Annotated in this window: 18 protein-coding genes; 9 read left to right on the top strand and 9 right to left on the bottom strand. The window is 57.5% G+C overall.

Annotated features, from left to right (window positions below):
• Positions 1 to 19: 19 nt before the first annotated feature.
• Both ovoA and DT594_RS04205 read right to left on the bottom strand, forming a co-directional pair.
• Complete coding sequence (gene ovoA / locus DT594_RS04210; protein ID WP_149331498.1) at positions 20 to 2,167, bottom strand: 5-histidylcysteine sulfoxide synthase; 2,148 nt, start codon at positions 2,165 to 2,167, stop codon at positions 20 to 22.
• A gap of 178 nt (positions 2,168 to 2,345) precedes the next feature.
• Positions 2,346 to 2,588 carry a DUF2789 domain-containing protein gene (locus tag DT594_RS04205; RefSeq protein ID WP_096345796.1) on the bottom strand — a complete coding sequence of 81 codons (243 nt, stop codon included), beginning with the start codon at positions 2,586 to 2,588 and terminating at the stop codon, positions 2,346 to 2,348.
• A 198-nt stretch (positions 2,589 to 2,786) separates the two neighbouring features.
• On the opposite strand from DT594_RS04205, the gene DT594_RS04200 reads away from it, so the two are divergent.
• The 3 genes from DT594_RS04200 to DT594_RS04190 are packed head-to-tail and all read left to right on the top strand — an operon-like array spanning position 2,787 to position 7,338.
• A complete protein-coding gene (locus DT594_RS04200) occupies positions 2,787 to 3,911 on the top strand; it encodes an efflux RND transporter periplasmic adaptor subunit (RefSeq protein WP_178091410.1) in 1,125 nt (374 codons plus the stop codon).
• A 5-nt stretch (positions 3,912 to 3,916) separates the two neighbouring features.
• The gene (locus DT594_RS04195; protein ID WP_149331496.1) at positions 3,917 to 7,075 is read left to right on the top strand and encodes an efflux RND transporter permease subunit; all 3,159 of its coding nucleotides are present in this window, start codon (positions 3,917 to 3,919) and stop codon (positions 7,073 to 7,075) included.
• A 59-nt stretch (positions 7,076 to 7,134) separates the two neighbouring features.
• Positions 7,135 to 7,338 (top strand): bacterioferritin-associated ferredoxin, encoded by a 204-nt coding sequence (locus tag DT594_RS04190; protein ID WP_096345793.1) that lies wholly within the window; start codon positions 7,135 to 7,137, stop codon positions 7,336 to 7,338.
• Positions 7,339 to 7,401: 63 nt separating this feature from the next.
• On the opposite strand, the gene DT594_RS04185 is transcribed toward DT594_RS04190, so the two are convergent.
• A complete protein-coding gene (locus tag DT594_RS04185) occupies positions 7,402 to 8,358 on the bottom strand; it encodes a LysR substrate-binding domain-containing protein (protein WP_149331495.1) in 957 nt (318 codons plus the stop codon).
• 111 nt (positions 8,359 to 8,469) lie between these two features.
• Between DT594_RS04185 and DT594_RS04180 the strand changes: the two genes are divergently transcribed.
• Entirely contained in the window at positions 8,470 to 9,405 is a 936-nt protein-coding gene (locus tag DT594_RS04180) for a DMT family transporter (RefSeq protein WP_149331494.1), read from the top strand.
• Between the two features lie 53 nt (positions 9,406 to 9,458).
• Here the strand turns inward: DT594_RS04180 and ogt are convergent, their stop codons facing one another.
• Both ogt and DT594_RS04170 read right to left on the bottom strand, forming a co-directional pair.
• Positions 9,459 to 9,995, bottom strand: a complete 537-nt coding sequence (ogt, locus tag DT594_RS04175) for a methylated-DNA--[protein]-cysteine S-methyltransferase (RefSeq protein ID WP_149331493.1) — start codon at positions 9,993 to 9,995, stop codon at positions 9,459 to 9,461.
• Complete coding sequence (locus tag DT594_RS04170; protein WP_149331492.1) at positions 9,979 to 11,478, bottom strand: AlkA N-terminal domain-containing protein; 1,500 nt, start codon at positions 11,476 to 11,478, stop codon at positions 9,979 to 9,981. The genes ogt and DT594_RS04170 overlap by 17 nt, the downstream gene beginning before the upstream one ends.
• 211 nt (positions 11,479 to 11,689) lie before the next feature.
• Here DT594_RS04170 and DT594_RS04165 point away from each other — a divergent pair, with 211 nt between their 5' ends.
• The 3 genes from DT594_RS04165 (at position 11,690) to DT594_RS04155 (ending at position 14,288) form a co-directional block, all read left to right on the top strand.
• Positions 11,690 to 12,946, top strand: a complete 1,257-nt coding sequence (locus DT594_RS04165) for an RNA polymerase sigma factor (RefSeq protein WP_149331491.1) — start codon at positions 11,690 to 11,692, stop codon at positions 12,944 to 12,946.
• Between the two features lie 78 nt (positions 12,947 to 13,024).
• Positions 13,025 to 13,888, top strand: a complete 864-nt coding sequence (locus DT594_RS04160; protein ID WP_149331490.1) for a YciI family protein — start codon at positions 13,025 to 13,027, stop codon at positions 13,886 to 13,888.
• A gap of 31 nt (positions 13,889 to 13,919) precedes the next feature.
• A complete protein-coding gene (locus tag DT594_RS04155) occupies positions 13,920 to 14,288 on the top strand; it encodes a YciI family protein (protein ID WP_149331489.1) in 369 nt (122 codons plus the stop codon).
• Positions 14,289 to 14,340: 52 nt separating this feature from the next.
• On the opposite strand, the gene DT594_RS04150 is transcribed toward DT594_RS04155, so the two are convergent.
• Positions 14,341 to 14,694, bottom strand: a complete 354-nt coding sequence (locus DT594_RS04150) for a DUF1428 domain-containing protein (protein WP_149331488.1) — start codon at positions 14,692 to 14,694, stop codon at positions 14,341 to 14,343.
• A gap of 216 nt (positions 14,695 to 14,910) precedes the next feature.
• Here DT594_RS04150 and bfr point away from each other — a divergent pair, with 216 nt between their 5' ends.
• A complete protein-coding gene (gene bfr, locus DT594_RS04145; RefSeq protein ID WP_149331487.1) occupies positions 14,911 to 15,375 on the top strand; it encodes a bacterioferritin in 465 nt (154 codons plus the stop codon).
• Between the two features lie 153 nt (positions 15,376 to 15,528).
• Positions 15,529 to 16,323, top strand: a complete 795-nt coding sequence (locus tag DT594_RS04140; RefSeq protein WP_149331486.1) for a DUF4377 domain-containing protein — start codon at positions 15,529 to 15,531, stop codon at positions 16,321 to 16,323.
• 14 nt (positions 16,324 to 16,337) lie between these two features.
• On the opposite strand, the gene DT594_RS04135 is transcribed toward DT594_RS04140, so the two are convergent.
• From DT594_RS04135 to DT594_RS04125, 3 genes are all read right to left on the bottom strand, one after another.
• The gene (locus tag DT594_RS04135) at positions 16,338 to 16,625 is read right to left on the bottom strand and encodes an encapsulin-associated ferritin-like protein (protein WP_096345784.1); all 288 of its coding nucleotides are present in this window, start codon (positions 16,623 to 16,625) and stop codon (positions 16,338 to 16,340) included.
• Between the two features lie 107 nt (positions 16,626 to 16,732).
• On the bottom strand, positions 16,733 to 17,710 hold the full coding sequence (locus tag DT594_RS04130) for a hypothetical protein (RefSeq protein ID WP_149331485.1): 978 nt from the start codon (positions 17,708 to 17,710) through the stop codon (positions 16,733 to 16,735).
• A gap of 58 nt (positions 17,711 to 17,768) precedes the next feature.
• A complete protein-coding gene (locus DT594_RS04125; protein ID WP_096345782.1) occupies positions 17,769 to 18,401 on the bottom strand; it encodes a LysE family transporter in 633 nt (210 codons plus the stop codon).
• Positions 18,402 to 18,566 lie beyond the last annotated feature (165 nt).

Below are 18,566 nucleotides of genomic sequence, written 5' to 3'. Positions count from 1 at the left end.
CCCCTCATCTAAAGCCCGGTCACAGGATACGTTCCCAGACACTGGCTTCAGAATAGCTATGTTGGAATTTATGCCGAGTCTCACGGATGACAAATTCGACCTTCTGCGGCTCGCCTACTTGCCGGAAGTGTTTGCCAAGCAGATCCTGCAGCCCATCCAGGGTGGTGTAGTTTTCACCGTCTTTCTTGAACCCGCCCACCCATTGCGCGCGCGGGGTGTGCTCCTCAAGCCAGGTGTAAGGTGACGCCAATACCAGTTTGCCACCCAGCTTCAAACGCTCATGCACGGTCTCGAGGAAACTGGCGGGGTTATACAGCCGGTCAATCAGATTGACCGCCAGAACAAGATCGTAGCCGCTGAACTGCGGCTTGAGATTGCACGCATCACCCTGGTAGAACGCTACCTTTGACGCGTACTCGGCCAGTTGCAGGTCCGCTAGACTGCTGGACTTGTAGGAAACCAGCTCGCCCTCATCCGTCAGCGTGTAACGTAATATGCCCTGCTCCGCCATCTCTGCCCCCTGACCGACAAAGCGCGCGGAAAAATCGATCCCGGTAACATGGGCAAAATGCCTGGCCAGCTCAAAAGTCGCACGACCGGAGGCGCAGCCCAGATCAAGCGCGGTTTCAGCCGGTTGATCGCCCATTGCAGCAATCGCCAGCTCGGCCATCGCCTTGGGAAAATTCGCCACGTTGAAGTAGCTGTCACCGTAATGAAACTCGGCATATTCGGACATCTGCCGGTCACTTTCGTAATAGGCATTCGGCTCTTGGGCCTGAGCATCGGAAGACACGTAACGGAACCCCGCATGTTGGAAAAAATGACGGCGGAAAGCATAGCGCGCACTGCGCCGGGTTTCGTTGCCGCAGGAGGCCCAGGACCCGCCCTTGATCAGATTATGCTGATTATCGAAGGTCGGGGTGGTGAAATCATCGTATAGCGGATGCACCTGAAAGCCGTCGAATGGATAAATAGGCGTGTGGGTCCATTGCCAGACATTGCCCACCACATCGTAAAAGTCGCCGTGGGCGAATTCGGTGACCGGGCAAGGAGAGGCAAAATGCTCCAGCTGAAGATTGGCACTGGCTGGGGCTGATGATACTTCCTGCACCCCGGCGTGATCATACAGCCGATACCACTCATCTTCACTGGGCAAGCGGATCGGCTCACCGGTCTCGCGTGCTTTCCAGCGGCAGAACGCGCTGGCCTCGAGACAATTGACCTCTACTGGCCAGTCCCAAGGCATGCTGACTTCTTCGCTCATCAGGCGCAAATACCAGGCATCGCGCCAAACCCAGAACGCGGGATGTCGCGCCGCGGCGAAATTACGCCACTTGAGGCCCTCATCGTCCCAGACATCATCATCGGCGTACCCGCCGGCCTCAACGAACTGCAGAAACTCGGCATTACTGACCAGATAGCGGCTGGCCTGGAAGGCTTCAACATCCACCTGCCGGTGACCGTATTCATTATCCCATCCATAACGATCCGCATTGCGCGCCTTGCCCAAGGTCACCTGACCGGCCGGCAATGACAACAGCTGGTTTTCCGGGGCAGCGCTCTGAACGGCGCACGAAGACTTGCATGGCGACCATTCGGGTGACGAGCGGACGTACTCGAGCTTGTGCTGACGTATCAGCACTGTGCTGGTTTCCAGATGAATCAGCTCATGTTCAATACACATGATTATCGGCCACCAAGTGCCCTCCCACTGAATCGGCAGTTGCAATGGCAAGCTGTTGATCACCTTGAGCACCGCGGCACGCACTTTCTGTCGATAGGCGCGCACCTCTCCCACACTGGGCCATTCGTAATGAGTGTCGTCGAGGTCGTCCCAGCTCATCTCATCCACGCCGACCGCGCATATGGACTCAAGCCGCGGGTCAATGCGCTCGGGAAGCAGTTTGGCCAATACCAGTTTGTTGGTATAAAAAGTCGCCGTGTGACCGAAGTAGAAAATCAACGGATGACGCAGCGCTATGGGCTTGTCGTAGAAAGCCGCATCATTGGCCAACAGGTCAAAAAGAGATTCGTATCGATCAAATACACTGGTGAAATACTCAGCCATCTCCGCGCGCTTGGCTTCTGGATCGCTGCCGTCCAATGCAGGGGAACGGGGAAGGTAGGACGAGCTGAGCTGGGGTCGCTGTGTTTCTACTGCAGTCATATGACGGAATCCTTTTGCGGTGGTCCGCAGATCTTGATAACCCGTCAATTATGGCTCCAGCGCGGACTCAGTGCTTATACAAATCGTGTACATTCATGTCCTGATGTACCGTTAATCCAAGAATCTTAGCAAAACACAGTGCCTTGCGGGCTTGCAAGCCCACAAGGCGCTAGCTGTTTCAGGCCTTGTTGGCGTGCAGTCTTACATTCAGCTCATCAACAATCGGCGCCCACTCTGCGTCCTCAAGGATCTCGGCCTTCAGGAACGCCGCCTGGCTATCGCTCCAGAACGGTGCTTCCGACAGTTTCACCTCGTCGGGCAGCGGATAATGGCTAGCAATAAACTCATCGATACTCGCTTCATCTGCGGGTAAACCCAATTGCTCAAACAGTGTGCCAATGTCTTTCAGTGCCGGTTCCATGGGTACATCCTCAATGTCGGTTTCAGTGTTCCTTATCCATCTAAATAGAGAGAGGCAAGCCCGATTCGTTCCCTGCCTCCGCTCAAGGCCATACATCTTTTGTAGCAATGCCTTGCAGCACCGCGCGCCCAGTGCGTTGCACTGAAGAAGGGCCTGTGTATGCTGTATTCAATCTATTTTCCGGCCGCTTGAGCAATGATGAACTCACCTTTCCTGCACTCCATGTCCCGGCAGCGCCAAGTGCTGTGCGCCCTTCTGTTTTCCGCACTTTCCTTGCAAGTTGGCCTGGTTCAGGCCGACAACGCAGTGATTGTTGAAGTGGGTGAAGCGCGCGAACAACAGTTGGTCAACGAAGTGCCCATCAGCGGCAGCGTCTCGGCTTCACAGATCGCCTTACTCTCATCGCAAGTGGCCGGTCTGGTGCAACGGATCCACGTTGAAGCCGGCGACCAGGTCGCCGCCGGAGATTTGCTTATCGAGCTGGACAGCGAACTGGCGGAAATTGCCCTGGACGGTGCCCGCGCTTCGGCCCGCAGTGCGCGGGAAGCTCAGGCCGACAGCCAGCGGCGCTTTGACGAAGCCCAGACACTGGTGTCGCGCAACGCAATCGCCGCCAGCGAGGTTCGCGGGCTGGAGTCTCAGGCGCGCGTGGATGCTGCCTCGGTCCAGGTTGCCGATGCCCAGGTGCGCCAACGTCAGGCCGAACTGCAGCGCCATCAGATCGCGGTACCATTTGACGGTACGCTCAGTCGTAAGCTGGTAGAGGTCGGTGAATGGGTGACGCCGGGTACTGATCTGCTGGAGCTGGTCTCCACTGAACAGCTGCGCATCGATTTCCAGTTAGCCCAGCGCTTCTACCCGCTGGTCGAAGACAGCGCGACGCTGAGCATCCGCTTCGACGCGCACCCGCAGCGCCGCTTCACCGGCAAGGTTATTAACAAAGTGCCTTTGAGCAGCAGCGATGCACGCACCTTCTTGTTGCGTACCCAGATTGAAGACGCGGATCAGCCACTGCTGATCCCTGGCATGTCGGCCCACGCCACCCTGAGGCTGGCTGAAAAACGCCGCGGTATTGTTGTCAATCGTGACGCGTTGCGACGTTACCCCGACGGCCGCGTCAGCGTCTGGATAGTCGCGGATGCGAGCGCGGAGGAAGGCGAGAATCAAACCGTGCGCGAACTCCAGGTAGAGACCGGCCTGAGCTTTGCCGGCCAGGTGGAAATCCGCTCTGGACTGGAAGCCGGGCAGACCGTGGTCACCCGCGGCAATGAAACACTCAGAGACGGCCAGGCCGTGAAGATTACCGACACGGAAAGCGAGTAAGCCGAATGTTTGAACATATTGTCCGGCACGGCATCCTGGTTACCGTCACGGTATTGATTGTTTGCGTGCTGGGCGTGATTGCTGCACTGCGGATTCCGGTGCAGATGATCCCGGATCTGGAAACCCGCACCATTACCATCGAGACCAGTTGGCCGGGGGCAACGCCACAGGATATCGAAAAGGAAATTCTCATCGAGCAGGAAGAATTCCTGCGCAACATTCCCTACCTGGAAGAGATCACCTCCACCGCCACTACCGGCTCGGCTGAAATCGAGTTGGACTTTCCCTTTGGCGTGGATATCACCGAGACCCTGATCCGCGTCAACAATGCTCTCACCCAGGTGCCCTCCTACCCGGAGAATGTCGATGAGCCGCGCGTCAGCGCAACCTCGTTCTCCTCCAACGCTTTCATGTACTTCACCGTCTCGCCGCTGGAGGATAATCCACGCGGGCTGGATATGGACATGATGCGTGACTACATCGAAGACAATGTACGCACGCGCATGTCCAGTGTTGCTGGCGTGGCCCAGGTCGAAGTCCGGGGCGGCGCCGCCCGTCAGGTGCAGATCCGTATCGACCCGGAACGCTTGTCCGCCCGCGGCCTGAGCCTGAATGACGTGCGCGAGGCCATCGGCGAGCGCAATCAGGATATCTCCGGCGGCGAGATCGATAGCGGCAAACGCAGCTATCTGCTGCGTACGGTGGGTCGTTTTGATGATCTGGCAGACCTGGAAAACATGATTCTGACCCGCCGCGACGACAGCCTTACGCGGCTACGCGACGTGGCTGATGTGGAGCTGGATCATTTCCGGATTCGTGATCGCTCCTATTACAACGGCAGCCCGGTAATCAGTTTGGCGGTTCGCCGGGAAAGTGGCTCGAATGTCATCCGTATCAAGGAGGACATGCAGGCCGAGATCGAGCTGATCAACCAGGAACTGCTTAACCCGGAAGGCATGCAGCTGCGTTTGACCGCCGATGACGTAGTCTATGTGCAGGCCTCGATCATCAACGTCTGGAAAAACCTGCTGCTGGGCGCCCTGCTTTCGACGCTGATCATGTATCTGTTCATGCGCTCGTTTCGCGCTACCGCAGTGGGCGTGATCGGCATTCCCATCTGCACTATCGCCGCCTTCCTGGGGCTGGCATTGGCCGGGCGCACCATTAACGTTATTTCCCTGGCGGGCGTCGCCTTTGCTATCGGCATGACGCTGGATAACAGCATCGTCGTGCTGGAGAGCATCGAACTGGAGCGCCGCCGGGGATTGGATCGGCTCAAGGCCGCCATCAGTGGGGTAAAGAAAGTCTGGCCCGCGGTACTGGCCTCTACCCTTACCACCATCATGGTCTTCCTGCCGGTGGCCTTTATTGCCGAAGAGGCCGGCCAACTGTATTCCGACGTCGCCATCGCCATCGCCGCCTCCATCCTGGTCTCGATGCTGGTAGCGATTACCGTCATTCCGACTATCAGTGCGCGGCTGGACTTCAAACAGAAATCCGATCCGGCCAGTGCCGGCGCGCGCTTGCATGCAGCGGTCGTGCGCCGCCTGGACTGGTTGGTGGCCACCGCTACCCGGCGTATCGGCTGCCTGGCCGTCACGCTGATTGTCAGCCTGTCGATCATTGTCTTTCTCACCCCACCGGCTGAGTATCTGCCAGAGGGCGAGGAGCCGAAGACCTTCGCCTCCATGAACGCCCCGCCCGGCTACAACCTGGCGACGATGGAAGCCTATGCAGAAGAAATACAGGCCTATTTTCTGCCATTCCTGGATGACGATCCCGCCGCTTACGAGAACGGTGATACCGACGTACCAGCGATGAAATACATGAACCTGGGGGTCAATGCGCAAAGCCTGAGAATCATTACCGAGCCCAAGGATCCGTCGCAGATCAATGATCTGATGGCAGCTCTGGAACGCAAGTATGAAACCTATCCTGGCATGCGCGCTTTCGCCGCGCGCGGGTCCATCATCAGCAGCAACGACGGCGGAACGCGCAGCGTCAACCTGGACATCTCCGGCCCGGACCTGGCCACGCTTTACCGCGTCGCGCAGACTGCCTACAACCGGGCAGGAGAAGTGTTCGACGACCCCGGTCTGCAATCCCAGCCACCCAGCCTCTCGCTGGCGCAACCGTTGTTGCAGGTTCGGCCTGACTGGGAGCGCGCAGCGGAAGTCGGCATGAGTACCGAAGACGTGGGCTTTTCCATCGCAGCACTCACCGATGGCGCCTTTGTTAACGAGTTTTTCCTGGCTGACGACAAGATCGACATGTACCTGTACAACCAGCAAGGCCCAGGCGCGACGCTGGAAACCCTGGACAATATTGCGGTCTACACACCCGCCGGCGAAACGCTGCTGTTATCCGAACTAACTCGTACTGAAGAAAGCGTCGACACCAGCACGGTGAGGCGCAAGGATGGCCGCCGCACCATTACCTTGAACATCATCCCGCCCCGCTCGGTGCCATTGGAGACCGGCGTGGAGATCGTCCGCCGCGATGTAGTTGAATACCTGCGAGACAACGGCGAAGTACCCACCGGGGTAAACCTGACCATTTCCGGTGCGGCCGACCAGTTGGACGCGACTCGTGAATCCCTGGCCAGCAACTACCTGGTGGCACTGATCATTGTCTATCTGTTGATGGTCGCGATCTTCAGTCATTGGGGCTACCCGCTGCTGATCATGACCACTATCCCGCTGGGTATCGCGGGCGGTATTGCCGGGCTGGCCCTGCTCAACCTCACGGGCTGGGTGATGCAACAAATGGGTATGAATGGCTTCACCCAGCCTTTTGACATGATTTCTATGCTCGGCTTCCTGATCCTGATGGGTACCGTGGTCAACAATCCGATACTGATCGTCGATCGGGCTATCCGCAATGGTCTGGAAGACGGCATGAATGCTGTCGATGCGGTCAATGAAGCGGTGGCTTCGCGCCTGCGTCCAATCGCGATATCCACCATCACCACCATCTGTGGTCTGGCGCCACTGGTGTTCCTGCCCGGCGCGGGCAGCGAGCTGTACCGCGGTGTCGGCGTGATCGTCATGGCGGGCATCATCGGCGCCACGCTGGTCACTCTGACGATGCTTCCGGCATTGACCATTATGGTGCTGCAATGGCAGGAAAAACGACAGGCGCAAAAGGGACAGAAATCTGTTTGACAAGCATTCTCATTCACATTAGCATGCAGAGCATAGTCATTTGCCCCAGGGTCAACGCCATGTATGTATGTCTTTGCAAAGGTGTATCAGACAAACAAATTCGTAACGCCGTTGCCGAAGGTGCATGCAGCATGCGCGATCTGCGCAACACTCTTGATGTAGCCAACCAGTGCGGCAAGTGCGCACGCGATTGCAAGTCGCTGTTGAACGAATCCGTGCTGGCTGCCGCCAATGCATTCAGCGGTCAGTTCGTCGCCGCCTGATAAAAGCCCCGCTTATTTTCTGATCCAAGCCCTATCAAATTCAGTTCTTGACCAACGCTTAGCTCAGGCCTGCGCTGCATGCCTGAGACCAGACTCTATGCTCTGATCAAGCAACCAGCGACGCAATATCTGAATCCCCGGCTCATGTCGCCGACTGGTTTTCCAGGCGAAGAAGAACTGGTCTCCGGTCATCAGATGGTGACAAGGCAAGCGCACAAAATCCGCCGAATCCGCGCGATTACTCAGCATATAGTCATTAGTCAGTGCTATGCCCTGATGATAGCGCGCCGCCTCCAGCGCCAACAGCATATGGCTGAAGTGCTGCAAACGACTGCCCTTGGGTAAGGGTTCGCCGCCCGCGTCGAACCAGGCCGCCCAATCTCCACCGGCGCGATTGTAAATACTATGTGTAGACAGCAGCGGATATGCCGCCAGCAGCGACGGGTGTATTGAGGCCCGTGGCGACAAATGCAGCGCCGGGTCAATCTCCTGCTCGCGGCATAACGTCTGCCAATATTGCTGGCTGCAGACCGGGAACAGCCGTTCGGTGTAGAGCAACTCATAGCTGAATGCCGAAGAATCGGGCCTGACCGTAATAAAACAATCCGCAACCCGATCAGACAATTGCGGATTCCCGCCGCTCATCTCCAACGACAGATCAAGCTGAGGCCACTGCTTCTGTAGTACCGGCAGTCGGGGTACCAGCCAGCGTACGGCAAAAGAACTGAATACCGACAAGCGCAGCCGCGCCGTCTCGTGGCCCAGCAGCTGCTCACTGGCGCGTTCGATCTGCAACAGGGCGGTACTGACCGCATCGAAGTACTGCCGCCCTTCGTCGGTGAGCGCCAGGTATCGTCCCGTGCGAATAAACAAAGGCTCACCCAGGTAGGTTTCCAGCAACTTGATCTGATGGCTCACCGCGCTCTGCCCTACTGCTAACTCTTCGGCAGCCAGGGAAAAGCTGTTAAGCCGCGCCACAGCTTCAAATACCGGCAGCGCTTTAAGGGGAGGTAGTTTCATGGCTCGTCTTTAGTATCTATATTTCTAATAGATACTAGCCAAATATCATTTTCACGGATAGCCCCCGCTCTTTACACTCTCGCCTCGTCAATCAGTCATGTGGAGGCCGTCATGTCAGGAAAAACCGTCAACAGTGCCATTCTGTTGCTGGTGATCGGCAACGCCCTGGCCTTGATCTCCGATGTGTTCATCAAATTTCTGCAGGCGGATGCACCGGTCTTTCAGTACGCCTTCCTGCGCTGCGTGATTACCCTGGCATTGCTGTTGCCGTTCTGGCGGCAGTTGGATACCGGCAATCTGTTTGCCGGCGGCCGGCTGCATTTCATCCGCGGCCATGTGCACCTGGTCGGCATCGTATGCATGGTCTATGCCTTGATCGCCCTGCCCCTGGCTACCGCCAATGCGGTTTTCTATGCGGCGCCCATCATGGTGATGCTGCTCTCAGTGATGTTCTTTGGCGAGCGCCTGACCAAGCTCAGTCTAGCCGCGGTGATCAGCGGCTTTGCCGGCATTCTGGTGATCCTCCGGCCGGTCGACTTCAGCTGGGCGGCGCTGGCCGCACTGGGATCTGCGGCGGCCTTGGCGATCAACGCAGTGCTGGTACGCAAACTGCCCCGGCAGCAGTCCACAATGCACAAGCTGTTTCTCAACTACTTGATGATCACACCAATGTGTCTGGGATTGATGCTTTGGGAAGCTGCGCCATGGAGCCAGGCGGTACTTATCAGCGCCGCCGGTTCATCCTTGTTTATTCTCGGCTACAACGTCTGCGTGTTGCTCGCCTACAAGCATGTGGATGCCAACCAGGTCACCAGCGCGGAATACACTGGCCTGATCTGGGCAGTGATCATTGGCTGGGTGTTCTTCGCCGAAGTGCCGGATATCTGGTTTCTGGCCGGCAGCGCGATGATTGTCGTACCGCTGCTCCTGATTGGATTGCAGCAGCACCGCAAACGTCCGCGGCCCAATCACCATGAATTGGCTGACACACGTTTTCACGGGGCGCCTGATGAAGCAGAGCAAAGCTGCGCACAAAAGACCAGCTAGCGTCCGGCTCATCCAGGGTTGAATCTGGGGTTGAACCTGGGCTAAACCTTTGTTCAAACCAAGGCAAAGGCAGCAGTAGCACCGCTGTGTCGGGCCTCGTGCTCAAGCAACCAGTGCTTGCGCCACAAACCGCCACCGTAGCCGGTCAGTTTGCCGCTGGCGCCAATCACCCGATGACAGGGCACCACCAACGCCACCGGATTGGAGCCATTGGCCAAACCCACTGCCCGGCTTGCGGAGGGACGGCCAATAGCCACGGCCAACTGACCGTAACTGCGCGTGTGCCCTGCGGGAATATCCCTCAGGGCCTGCCACACTGCGCGCTGAAAGGCAGTGCCTGCGGTTTCGGTCTGTATACTATCCAGCGCGCTCAGATCCCCGGCAAAATACGCACTTAAAGCTTGCCTGAGTGGTTCGGGCGTGGAACCGGGTCCAGGTTCCAGCTGATAATCGCCGTAGTGTTTATCGAGCAGCCGGATGAGTCGTGCGTGGTAGTCCTCGAAATCCAGCGCGCGCAGCCTGCCCTGTTCATCTGTGACCAGAAACAGCTGGCCCACCGGTGTGGCAAAAGTATCAAGCAGGAAGCGCATCTTTATTCTCCTTAATTGACTTACGCATACCATCGTTAAGACCGTCGGCAGCCCAAAGGTGCATCACCGCATAGGCTCGCCAGGGCCGCCACTGCTCGGCTAAAGCAAGCAGTTGTTTGGCGTCAGGTCGCCCATCGTCGCCAGCCATCGCTCTCTGCAGAGCCACATCCGAGGCAAGAAAAGCATCGCTTTCCTGCATGGCCCGCATGGCGATGTAGTTAGCCGTCCAATCACCGATACCCGGTAACGCGCATAGTCGCTCTAACGTGTGTGGCAAGTCGCACTGACGCTCAAGCAAACCCGGCTCGGCCAGACAAGCTTGAGCCAGATTTGCCAAGGCGGCTGCACGCGCGCGGGGCATGCCGAGGGCGACAATTTGCTCCGGATCAAACGCTTCCGGCGCTGGGAAATACCGCGTTAATCCGCTAGTGGTCGGAGCCTCCAACGGCTTTCCCAGCTGGGCTACCAGGCGGCTGACCAGCGCTACGCCAGCGGCGACCGTCACTTGCTGGCCGAGAATCGCACGCACGGCAACTTCAAATGCATCCCAGCCGCCGGCTACCCGCAAACCCGGTCTGGCTGCCAGCATCAGCGCCAATGCCGAATCATGCGTCAGGGCGCGCTGGATCACCTCGGGATCAGCCTTCAGATCAAACATGCGGCGTAACCGGTCTATGATCAACGGCAAGGACTGCAATCGGGAAAAGCCTATTCTGACACGCAGAGCACTGCGTGCCGGGACATGCTCGACGGACACTGCGCCCACATCCGTACCGATGCGGATCGTACGCTGATAGACGCCAGCCACTACCTGCTCCATGCCAGGAATCGCCCGGCGTTGGAGGAAATCCAGCATTGCGTCCCAGTCGTAGGGCGGCCGGTAGGGTAACAAAAGCACGATGTCCGAATGCTCTGGAGCGTTGTTGCTCTCGCGTCTCAAGCTGCTCGGTGAGCGGCCATATAGCTGACTGAAGGCTTCGTTGAAACGCCTTATGCTGGCGAACCCGCTAGCCAGTGCTACGTCGCTCATCGGCAGGCGGGTTTGATGAAGCAGTTGCTTGGCCAGCAACAGCCGCCGGGTTTGCGCTACGGTACTCGGCGCCGCGCCCAGGTGCTTGATGAATAGCCGGCGCAACTGTCTGGTGCCCAGCCCTACCCGTTCGGCCAAGGATTCCAGGCTGCCACTATCCAGCGCTCCGGCTTCGATCAGTGCCAACGCGCGCGACACCACGGCAGATGTGCCGGCCCAGGCGGCGGATGAAGGCGAGCTTTCCGGACGGCAGCGCAAGCAAGGCCGAAACCCCGCCTCCTGAGCGGCAGCCGCAGTGGCTACAAAGCGGCAGTTGGCAAAACGCGGTGCGCGCGCAGGGCAGACCGGGCGGCAGTAAATCCCCGTGCTGGTGACACAGGTGAAGAACCGGCCGTCGTAACGTTCGTCACGCGCCACAACAGCCTGATAGCAATCGTTCGCTGAGATATCCATGAGCTAATACTACATCCGCTCAGCAGAAAAGCTGGCGGTTTTCGGACCTGAATGGAAAAGGCCATAGCTGCCAGCATCCGCTGAGTCTTCGCGAACGCAGACTCGTGGAACTGCTTGACTGTGGCGAGATGCGGCGTAACTATCAGGCAAATATCAGCGCAGATATCAGCGCAAACACTGCCTGTCTTTCAATCACGCTGCAGATACTTCCATGTCCGTTAGCACGCAAGTCGATCTAGTTTATCAGCGCGAGTCGCGGCGGGTCCTGGCTACCCTGATTCGGCTATTGGGTGATTTCGAGCTGGCCGAAGAAGCCATGCAGGAGGCCTTCGCCGCGGCATTGCAGCAATGGCCGCTGCAGGGTGTACCCGACAACCCGCGTGCCTGGCTGGTCAGTACCGGCAGGCACAAGGGGATAGACCAGATTCGCCGCCGCCAGACGGCCAGCCAACATTTGCAGCGCCTGGACCTGGATGACGTTCCCACCCACGAGTTGAACGAAGACAGCATCGCCGACGATCAACTGCGGCTGATTTTCACTTGTTGCCACCCTGCATTAGCTATAGAAACCCAACTGGCCATGACCCTGCGGGAAATGTGCGGTCTGAGCACCGAGCAGGTCGCGCGAGCACTGCTCCAGCAACCGGCGACCGTGGCGCAGCGGATCGTAAGGGCCAAGCGCAAGATCCGCGAAGCTGGCATCCCCTATGACGTGCCCGAACGTAAAGCGCTGCCGCAACGTTTACACAGCGTATTGCAGGTCATTTATTTGGTGTTCAACGAGGGCTATTCAAGCACCAGCGGCGAGCACGTGGTCAACATTGACATGGCCCGGGAAGCTATCCGGCTCGGCACCTTGATGGCCAACTTGCTGCCTGATACCGAAGTCTACGGATTGCTGGCGTTGATGTTGCTGCAGGATTCGCGTCGCGATGCCCGGCAATCAACCCAGGGTGAACTGATCACATTGGAGGATCAGGACCGCAGCCTCTGGCACCAGACGCAGATCAACGAAGGTGTCCGCTGGCTGGAAGCGGCGTTACAGCGCCCGCCTGCGGGGAGCTACACGCTCCAGGCAGCGATCGCTGCGGTACACGCCGAGGCCAGCAGTACCGCCAATACTGACTGGACCCAAATAATCGGTCTGTATGACGTTTTGCTGCAACGCAACCCCTCCCCGGTCATCGCGCTGAACCGCGCCGTGGCCGTGGCCATGCGCGATGGCCCGCAAGCAGGTCTGGCCTTGCTGGATGTGCTCACTGATGCCCCGGCACTGCAGAACTACCATTTGTTGCCCGCGGCGCGCGCCGACCTTTTGCGCCGTTCAGGTCAGCTGTCAGCAGCGCGAGAGGCTTACCAACAAGCGCTGCAACTGGTCCAGCTCGGGCCGGAACAGCGCTTTCTGCAGCAGCGGCTTGATACCTTGGCGTTGGCCGCTACTCAAACAGATAGATCGCAAAAAAGTTAAATGGCTGTCGATTTCGCGCTTTGCTCCCCGACTCATCCATGTAGCACTCATTAACGTTCAGCTTATGGAGAGAAGGACATGAAATACATGTTGATGCGCAAGGCCGATGACCGGACGGAGCGCGGTGAAATGCCGAGCAATGAGATGCTCGCGACCATGGCAAGTTACAACCAGCAAATGCTCGACGCCGGTGTATTCGTCGACGGCAATGGCCTGAGCCCCAGTTCCGAGGGTTGTCGCATTACCTTTCGTGATGGCGTGCCGACGGTCACTGATGGCCCCTTCACAGAAACCCGCGAACTGCTGGCCGGCTACAGCATTCTGGATGTCGATTCGCGGGAAGAAGCCATCGCGTGGGCCTGCAAATGGCCGCGGATGGATAACGAAGGCAACGTCACTCTGGAACTACGGCGCTATTTCGACCTCGAGGATTTTGTACCGGGCGCTGGTCTTGATCAACATCGGCAGATGGCCGCCAGCATGGCCCGCAGACCCAGTAGCGTCAGCATGCATCTGGTGTTCAACGGCAATTGTCGCGAAGCAATGAACTGGTATGCCGAGGTACTGGGTGCGCGGGTCGTCGCCATGCTGACCCACGCCGAAACCCCGGCCGCCAGTGAGGTTCCACCCGAGTGCCAGGAGTTGATCATCCATTCCGAGATCCAGATCGGCCGCTATATCATCATGGCCGCAGACATGATGGGCGACTGCTACCAGTCACCTCGGGGCCACTGTGTGCAACTGCAGTACGACAAGGCGCAAGACGCGCGCGTGGTATTTGACCAATTGGCTACCGGCGGCTCGGTGCAAATGCCCTTCGATAAAACCTTCTGGGCTGAAGGTTTTGGCATGTTGACCGACCGCTTCGGGATTGCCTGGATGCTGAATGCCGGGGTTGCACCCATAGAGAACTGCGCGCAAACAACCACTGCTTCAGCATAGAACCAGCTCAGCATAGAAAAGGGAGATGACGATGAAATACCTGGCACTGGTTTATTATCAGGAAAGCCTGATCAACGCGATGACGGAACAGGAGTGGCATGATCTGAACCAGCAATGCATTCGCTGCGTCGAGAATCTTACGGAGAAAGGCCACTACCTGGCGGGCCAGGCGCTGCAGCCGATCAGCAACGCGACCACCGTACGGGTACGCGATGGAGAAGCCATTATTTCCGATGGGCCCTTCGCCGAAACCAAAGAACAGCTGGCCGGTTTCTATATGCTCGAAGCGCGAGACCTGAACGAAGCACTGCAACTGGCCAGCCACATCCCTCCCGCCAGGCTTGGCAGTGTAGAGGTGCGACCGGTGCGGGAACTGCCGCCGAAAGACCAGAGTGTTTGATATAGCTCAGGCTGGCTGTTGCACAGCGGCAACGCCAGCCTGAGTCACCCCATCAGGCGTCGACGATCATCTGAAAACCACCGTAGATCATGCGTTTGCCATCAAACGGCATAGGATTGTTTTCCATGTCAAGACGCGGATCAGCCATGACTTTCTCCATACCCACATCGCGCACTTCTCGGGACGGCCAGGTGATCCAGGAAAAAACCACCGTCTCGTCATCACGCAATTTGACCGCCATCGGAAAGGAGGTGACCTCGCCATCCGGCACATCGTCGCCCCAGCATTCAACCAGACTCAACGCGCCATGGTCCTTGAAAACCACAGCGGCGTCAGCCGCATGCTGGCGATATTTCTCTTTATTCGCAGTAGGCACCGCGACCACAAAGCCGTCTACATAAAGCATAAAATTCTCCACTGTCAGTACCATTGTCGGGATAGAAAATCAGGTCTGCGCATTGATACACGCTACCTGAGTATCAGTCGTTCCAGACCCGGACAAATCGACAAATGCGGATCAAAATCATTACTCCAGGTATTTCAACGATTTACCCCAACAGCCATTTGACAGCCCTGCCAGCGATGACCAAACTCAACACTTGATAAACGCGAGGAAGCAGTCATGAAAGGCGACAGAAAGGTCATCCAACATCTGAACATCATCCTGGGCAATGAGCTGGTAGCCATTAACCAGTACTTTTTGCACGCACGCATGCTGCAGGACTGGGGCTTGAACAAGATGGGTGACCATGAATATCACGAGTCCATCGACGAAATGAAACACGCCGACATGCTGGTCAAGCGCATTCTGTTTCTCGAAGGTCTGCCGAATCTTCAGGATCTGGGCAAGCTGATGATCGGCGAGACTGTGCCGGAAATCATCGATTGCGACTTGAGACTGGAAATGAAAGCCATACCGGATCTGCGTGAAGCCATCGCCTATTGCGAAAGCGTCGCGGATTACGGTAGCCGTGAGCTGTGCGAAAGCATCCTTGAGTCCGAGGAAGAGCACGTCGACTGGCTGGAAACCCAGAAAGGTCTTATCGATAAAGTCGGTCTGGAAAATTTCCTGCAATCACAAATGTAATCTTGCTCTGAGGCTGATGCGGGTGGCCCTACTGGCTGGCCCGCGCAGCCTGCCGACCACTGCTTGCTTTATTGGTCAAAGTCGCCGCCTGTCAACCAATGTATTTCAGTACTATAATCCTGCCCCTTACTTCCAAGGACAGGGCTCTAGCCAATGCTTCTCACAAAACCCGCTGCCGTTACCTGCGCATTGATTACCACTCTGGCCCTTTCCGGCTGCGCCAGCCTGAAAGGCGATTCAGACGCTGCCCCAGCCTCCGCTGATGAGCTGCTGCCTGCCTACTACTGGACTCTGGAAGAAGCCGAAGATCAGCATGGCAATCGCAATCAGGACCTTTTCGGCGGCGATGCCGAACCGTTGCAACTGCGATTTGATAACAACATGATCAACGTGTCCGGCGCCTGCAACCGGCTCAGCGGCTCCTACAGCATCAAGGGTGATGACCTGGTTGCCGGCAATCTGATGCAAACCATGATGGCCTGTGAACAGCCATTGATGCTCCGTGAAGGGAGCATCAAGACCTACCTGGAAACCCCATTGGAAATGGCGCTGGAGGCACACCCGCACAGCCCCAGGCTGACTTTGAGCAGCGATGAAGCCGGCAAACTCATATTGCAAGGCAAGGCTACCCCGCAAACACGCTATGGCAGTGAGGGTGAAACCCTGTTCATGGAGGTGCAGGCGCAGACCGTCGCCTGTCCACACCCGTTGATTCCTGATTATCAATGTATGCGAGTGCGCGAGCTAACGTACGACGCTCAAGGTCTGAAAACCTCGGACAGTGAATGGACGCTGCTTTACCAAGGCATCGAAGGTTTTGAGCATCAACCTGGCACACGCAATATTCTGCGCCTGCAACGCTTTGTCGTCGCTAACCCGCGAGCCGATGAGCCGGGTATCGCCTACGTGCTGGACACGGTCATCGAGTCGGTCAGGGTGATGGAATAAACCATCACTCAGGATCAGTGGTGGGCCAGATCCTTATCGGTGAACAGCCAGTCACGTAGCTCCTTATCAAATACCGGATCGCGCCGGCGGATCCATTCCAGGGTCATCGCGGCGTGTTCTTTCTCTTCGTCACGGTTGTGCTTGAGCACAGCCTTGAGGTCGGCATCCTTGCACGCGTCGACGCGCTGGTTGTACCAGTCCATGGCTTCCAGTTCTTCCATCAGCGACACAATGGCGCGGTGCATGTCTCGGGTCTCGTCGCTCAGCTCGGATACGGGTTCGTGGTAACCTTCATTTGACATTAAAACGTCCTCTTGATTGATGTTCCAGCATGCTATTGAAGCGCTCCCAATTGGGCAACCCTACCAACGCGATAAACCCCTGCCCCGGTGAGATGGCAAGCGTTGGCTCAGCCTACCTGCCAACCATCTGCCCGGCACAGTGCAAGTAATCGAGCACGGCATGGCAGGTAGTTGCCCAGCGCCTGTTTAAATTCCTCACTATTGATCGCCGCACCCTGCTTAGCCGCTGCTGCCAGCAACGGTTCCGGACAATCAGGATCTTGCTCAACGGTCGCCCCGGAAGCGTGTAACTGGGCAAAGTTGTGGATACTGCTATTGGCTACCTGCAACACGCCCACTGGCGCGCGCCGATCTGGAGCAGCTACCTGCAACACAAAGCAGGTATCCGCCAACAGCAACACAGCACGCGCTGGAGAAAAATCCACCGAAGTGGCATGAAAATACGCCAATATCGGATAAGCCAGGTGCTTGAGTCGCTGGTGATCAATCTCTCCCGCAGTGGTCAGAAAATGATTTTTCAGCGAATCGCGCGGATCGCTCAATCTGGCGTTGTCTATAACCTGCGTTACGCTCGCGCCCATGCCAAAAACCGACTGCGCCAACTTCTTGCGATCGATCGCCGCCGACACTACGGACAACACATAGGACAGAGAGACCGTCAGCACCACCGTTCCAGTCAGGGTTCCCATGGTTGCCAGCAACGTCCATGGAAACGCCGACGGCACCCAGTCACCATAGCCGAGTCCGGACAGAGTGGTGTTAATGAAGTAGTAACGCGTCTCCAGCGACGCCGGCGCATTCGAACTGCCGTGCACTACCGAGTCGGGCTGCACCGAGAAAATCAGCAGCAGCGCCAGCCCAATCAGACAGTACCAGAGCAGAATGCTGCTGAGCAGCACGAAGGGTCCCGCCAGCGACAGTACCCGATGGATCGGCCGCCGCCGGTGCACGTGCAGCAGCCCAGCCCAGATCCATTTACCCCAACGATAGGACAGTGGCCCTGCCCCCTGCGTACTGAACACCGTAATAAACACATCCCACAGTGTCAGCAGTAAAACAAAGACCGCCAGAATGACCAACAGCATCTGTGTCCTCCATGCCTGATGATGGTATGCGGTCAGACTCAGATAGACGGCGAAGGGTTCAGTTGGCAGCCCGACGGACGCAGGCCAGAAGCCCTGCGGCGCCGGCAAACAACCCGGCAAAGGTACGGTTGAGCAGCCGCTGTTGCCGCGGTGAGCGCAGCAATCCCAGTACACGCGCCGCCAGGCCGGTATAGCCCGCCATGACGATCAGATCAACCACCACCATGGTTATGGCAATCAGCAGATACTGACCCAGCAACGGCCTGCTCAGATCCAGAAATTGCGGCAGCACCGCCAACATGAACACCACCGCTTTCGGATTACTGGCGTTGATCAGAAAGCCGCGCATGACCAGGCTTAGCGGCCGACCTACCGGTCTGGTCAAAGAAGCTGCATGCATATCCACCGGTGCTGCGCGCCATTGACGCCAGGCCAGGAAGAGTAAATAGCCGACCCCAAACCATTTGATCAACCTGAAGGCCAGCTCAGAAGTTGCCAGCAAAGCGCCGACACCAGCAGCCACGACGGCGATCTGCAACAGCAGTCCGAACTGCAAACCGAGGGCCGTCCAGTAGCCGCGCAGGAAGCCGTAATTCAGGCCACTGGACATGGACGCGATAGCACCGGCGCCAGGCGACAAGCTGATGATCCAGCACGCCAGCAGAAAGGCCAGCCAGGTTTCGATACTCATTTTTTACTCTGCCAGGATGGGTCGATAGCGAGGAACTCTAGCAACAAAATACGGCATTGGCTCGCGGGTTTTTAAAACTTCACTGCCAGACTGAACAGCCGAGGGGATTGCCTGTCTATCACTTAGTAGCCTGCCATAACATGCACTCATCATTACCCCTTCAGG

It is taken from the genome of Halopseudomonas laoshanensis, assembly GCF_008365385.1.
Classification (GTDB): domain Bacteria; phylum Pseudomonadota; class Gammaproteobacteria; order Pseudomonadales; family Pseudomonadaceae; genus Halopseudomonas; species Halopseudomonas laoshanensis.
The sequence above is the reverse complement of the archived record's forward strand: the minus strand, read 5'-3'. Positions and strand labels throughout refer to the sequence as shown.

Excerpts from the sequence above, each read along its gene's own strand:
- ovoA (WP_149331498.1), bottom strand. The coding sequence starts at position 2,167 with ATGACTGCAGTAGAAACACAGCGACCCCAGCTCAGCTCGTCCTACCTT.
- DT594_RS04205 (WP_096345796.1), bottom strand. The coding sequence starts at position 2,588 with ATGGAACCGGCACTGAAAGACATTGGCACACTGTTTGAGCAATTGGGT.
- DT594_RS04200 (WP_178091410.1), top strand. The coding sequence starts at position 2,787 with ATGAACTCACCTTTCCTGCACTCCATGTCCCGGCAGCGCCAAGTGCTG.
- DT594_RS04195 (WP_149331496.1), top strand. The coding sequence starts at position 3,917 with ATGTTTGAACATATTGTCCGGCACGGCATCCTGGTTACCGTCACGGTA.
- DT594_RS04190 (WP_096345793.1), top strand. The coding sequence starts at position 7,135 with ATGTATGTATGTCTTTGCAAAGGTGTATCAGACAAACAAATTCGTAAC.
- DT594_RS04185 (WP_149331495.1), bottom strand. The coding sequence starts at position 8,358 with ATGAAACTACCTCCCCTTAAAGCGCTGCCGGTATTTGAAGCTGTGGCG.
- DT594_RS04180 (WP_149331494.1), top strand. The coding sequence starts at position 8,470 with ATGTCAGGAAAAACCGTCAACAGTGCCATTCTGTTGCTGGTGATCGGC.
- ogt (WP_149331493.1), bottom strand. The coding sequence starts at position 9,995 with ATGCGCTTCCTGCTTGATACTTTTGCCACACCGGTGGGCCAGCTGTTT.
- DT594_RS04170 (WP_149331492.1), bottom strand. The coding sequence starts at position 11,478 with ATGGATATCTCAGCGAACGATTGCTATCAGGCTGTTGTGGCGCGTGAC.
- DT594_RS04165 (WP_149331491.1), top strand. The coding sequence starts at position 11,690 with ATGTCCGTTAGCACGCAAGTCGATCTAGTTTATCAGCGCGAGTCGCGG.
- DT594_RS04160 (WP_149331490.1), top strand. The coding sequence starts at position 13,025 with ATGAAATACATGTTGATGCGCAAGGCCGATGACCGGACGGAGCGCGGT.
- DT594_RS04155 (WP_149331489.1), top strand. The coding sequence starts at position 13,920 with ATGAAATACCTGGCACTGGTTTATTATCAGGAAAGCCTGATCAACGCG.
- DT594_RS04150 (WP_149331488.1), bottom strand. The coding sequence starts at position 14,694 with ATGCTTTATGTAGACGGCTTTGTGGTCGCGGTGCCTACTGCGAATAAA.
- bfr (WP_149331487.1), top strand. The coding sequence starts at position 14,911 with ATGAAAGGCGACAGAAAGGTCATCCAACATCTGAACATCATCCTGGGC.
- DT594_RS04140 (WP_149331486.1), top strand. The coding sequence starts at position 15,529 with ATGCTTCTCACAAAACCCGCTGCCGTTACCTGCGCATTGATTACCACT.
- DT594_RS04135 (WP_096345784.1), bottom strand. The coding sequence starts at position 16,625 with ATGTCAAATGAAGGTTACCACGAACCCGTATCCGAGCTGAGCGACGAG.
- DT594_RS04130 (WP_149331485.1), bottom strand. The coding sequence starts at position 17,710 with ATGCTGTTGGTCATTCTGGCGGTCTTTGTTTTACTGCTGACACTGTGG.
- DT594_RS04125 (WP_096345782.1), bottom strand. The coding sequence starts at position 18,401 with ATGAGTATCGAAACCTGGCTGGCCTTTCTGCTGGCGTGCTGGATCATC.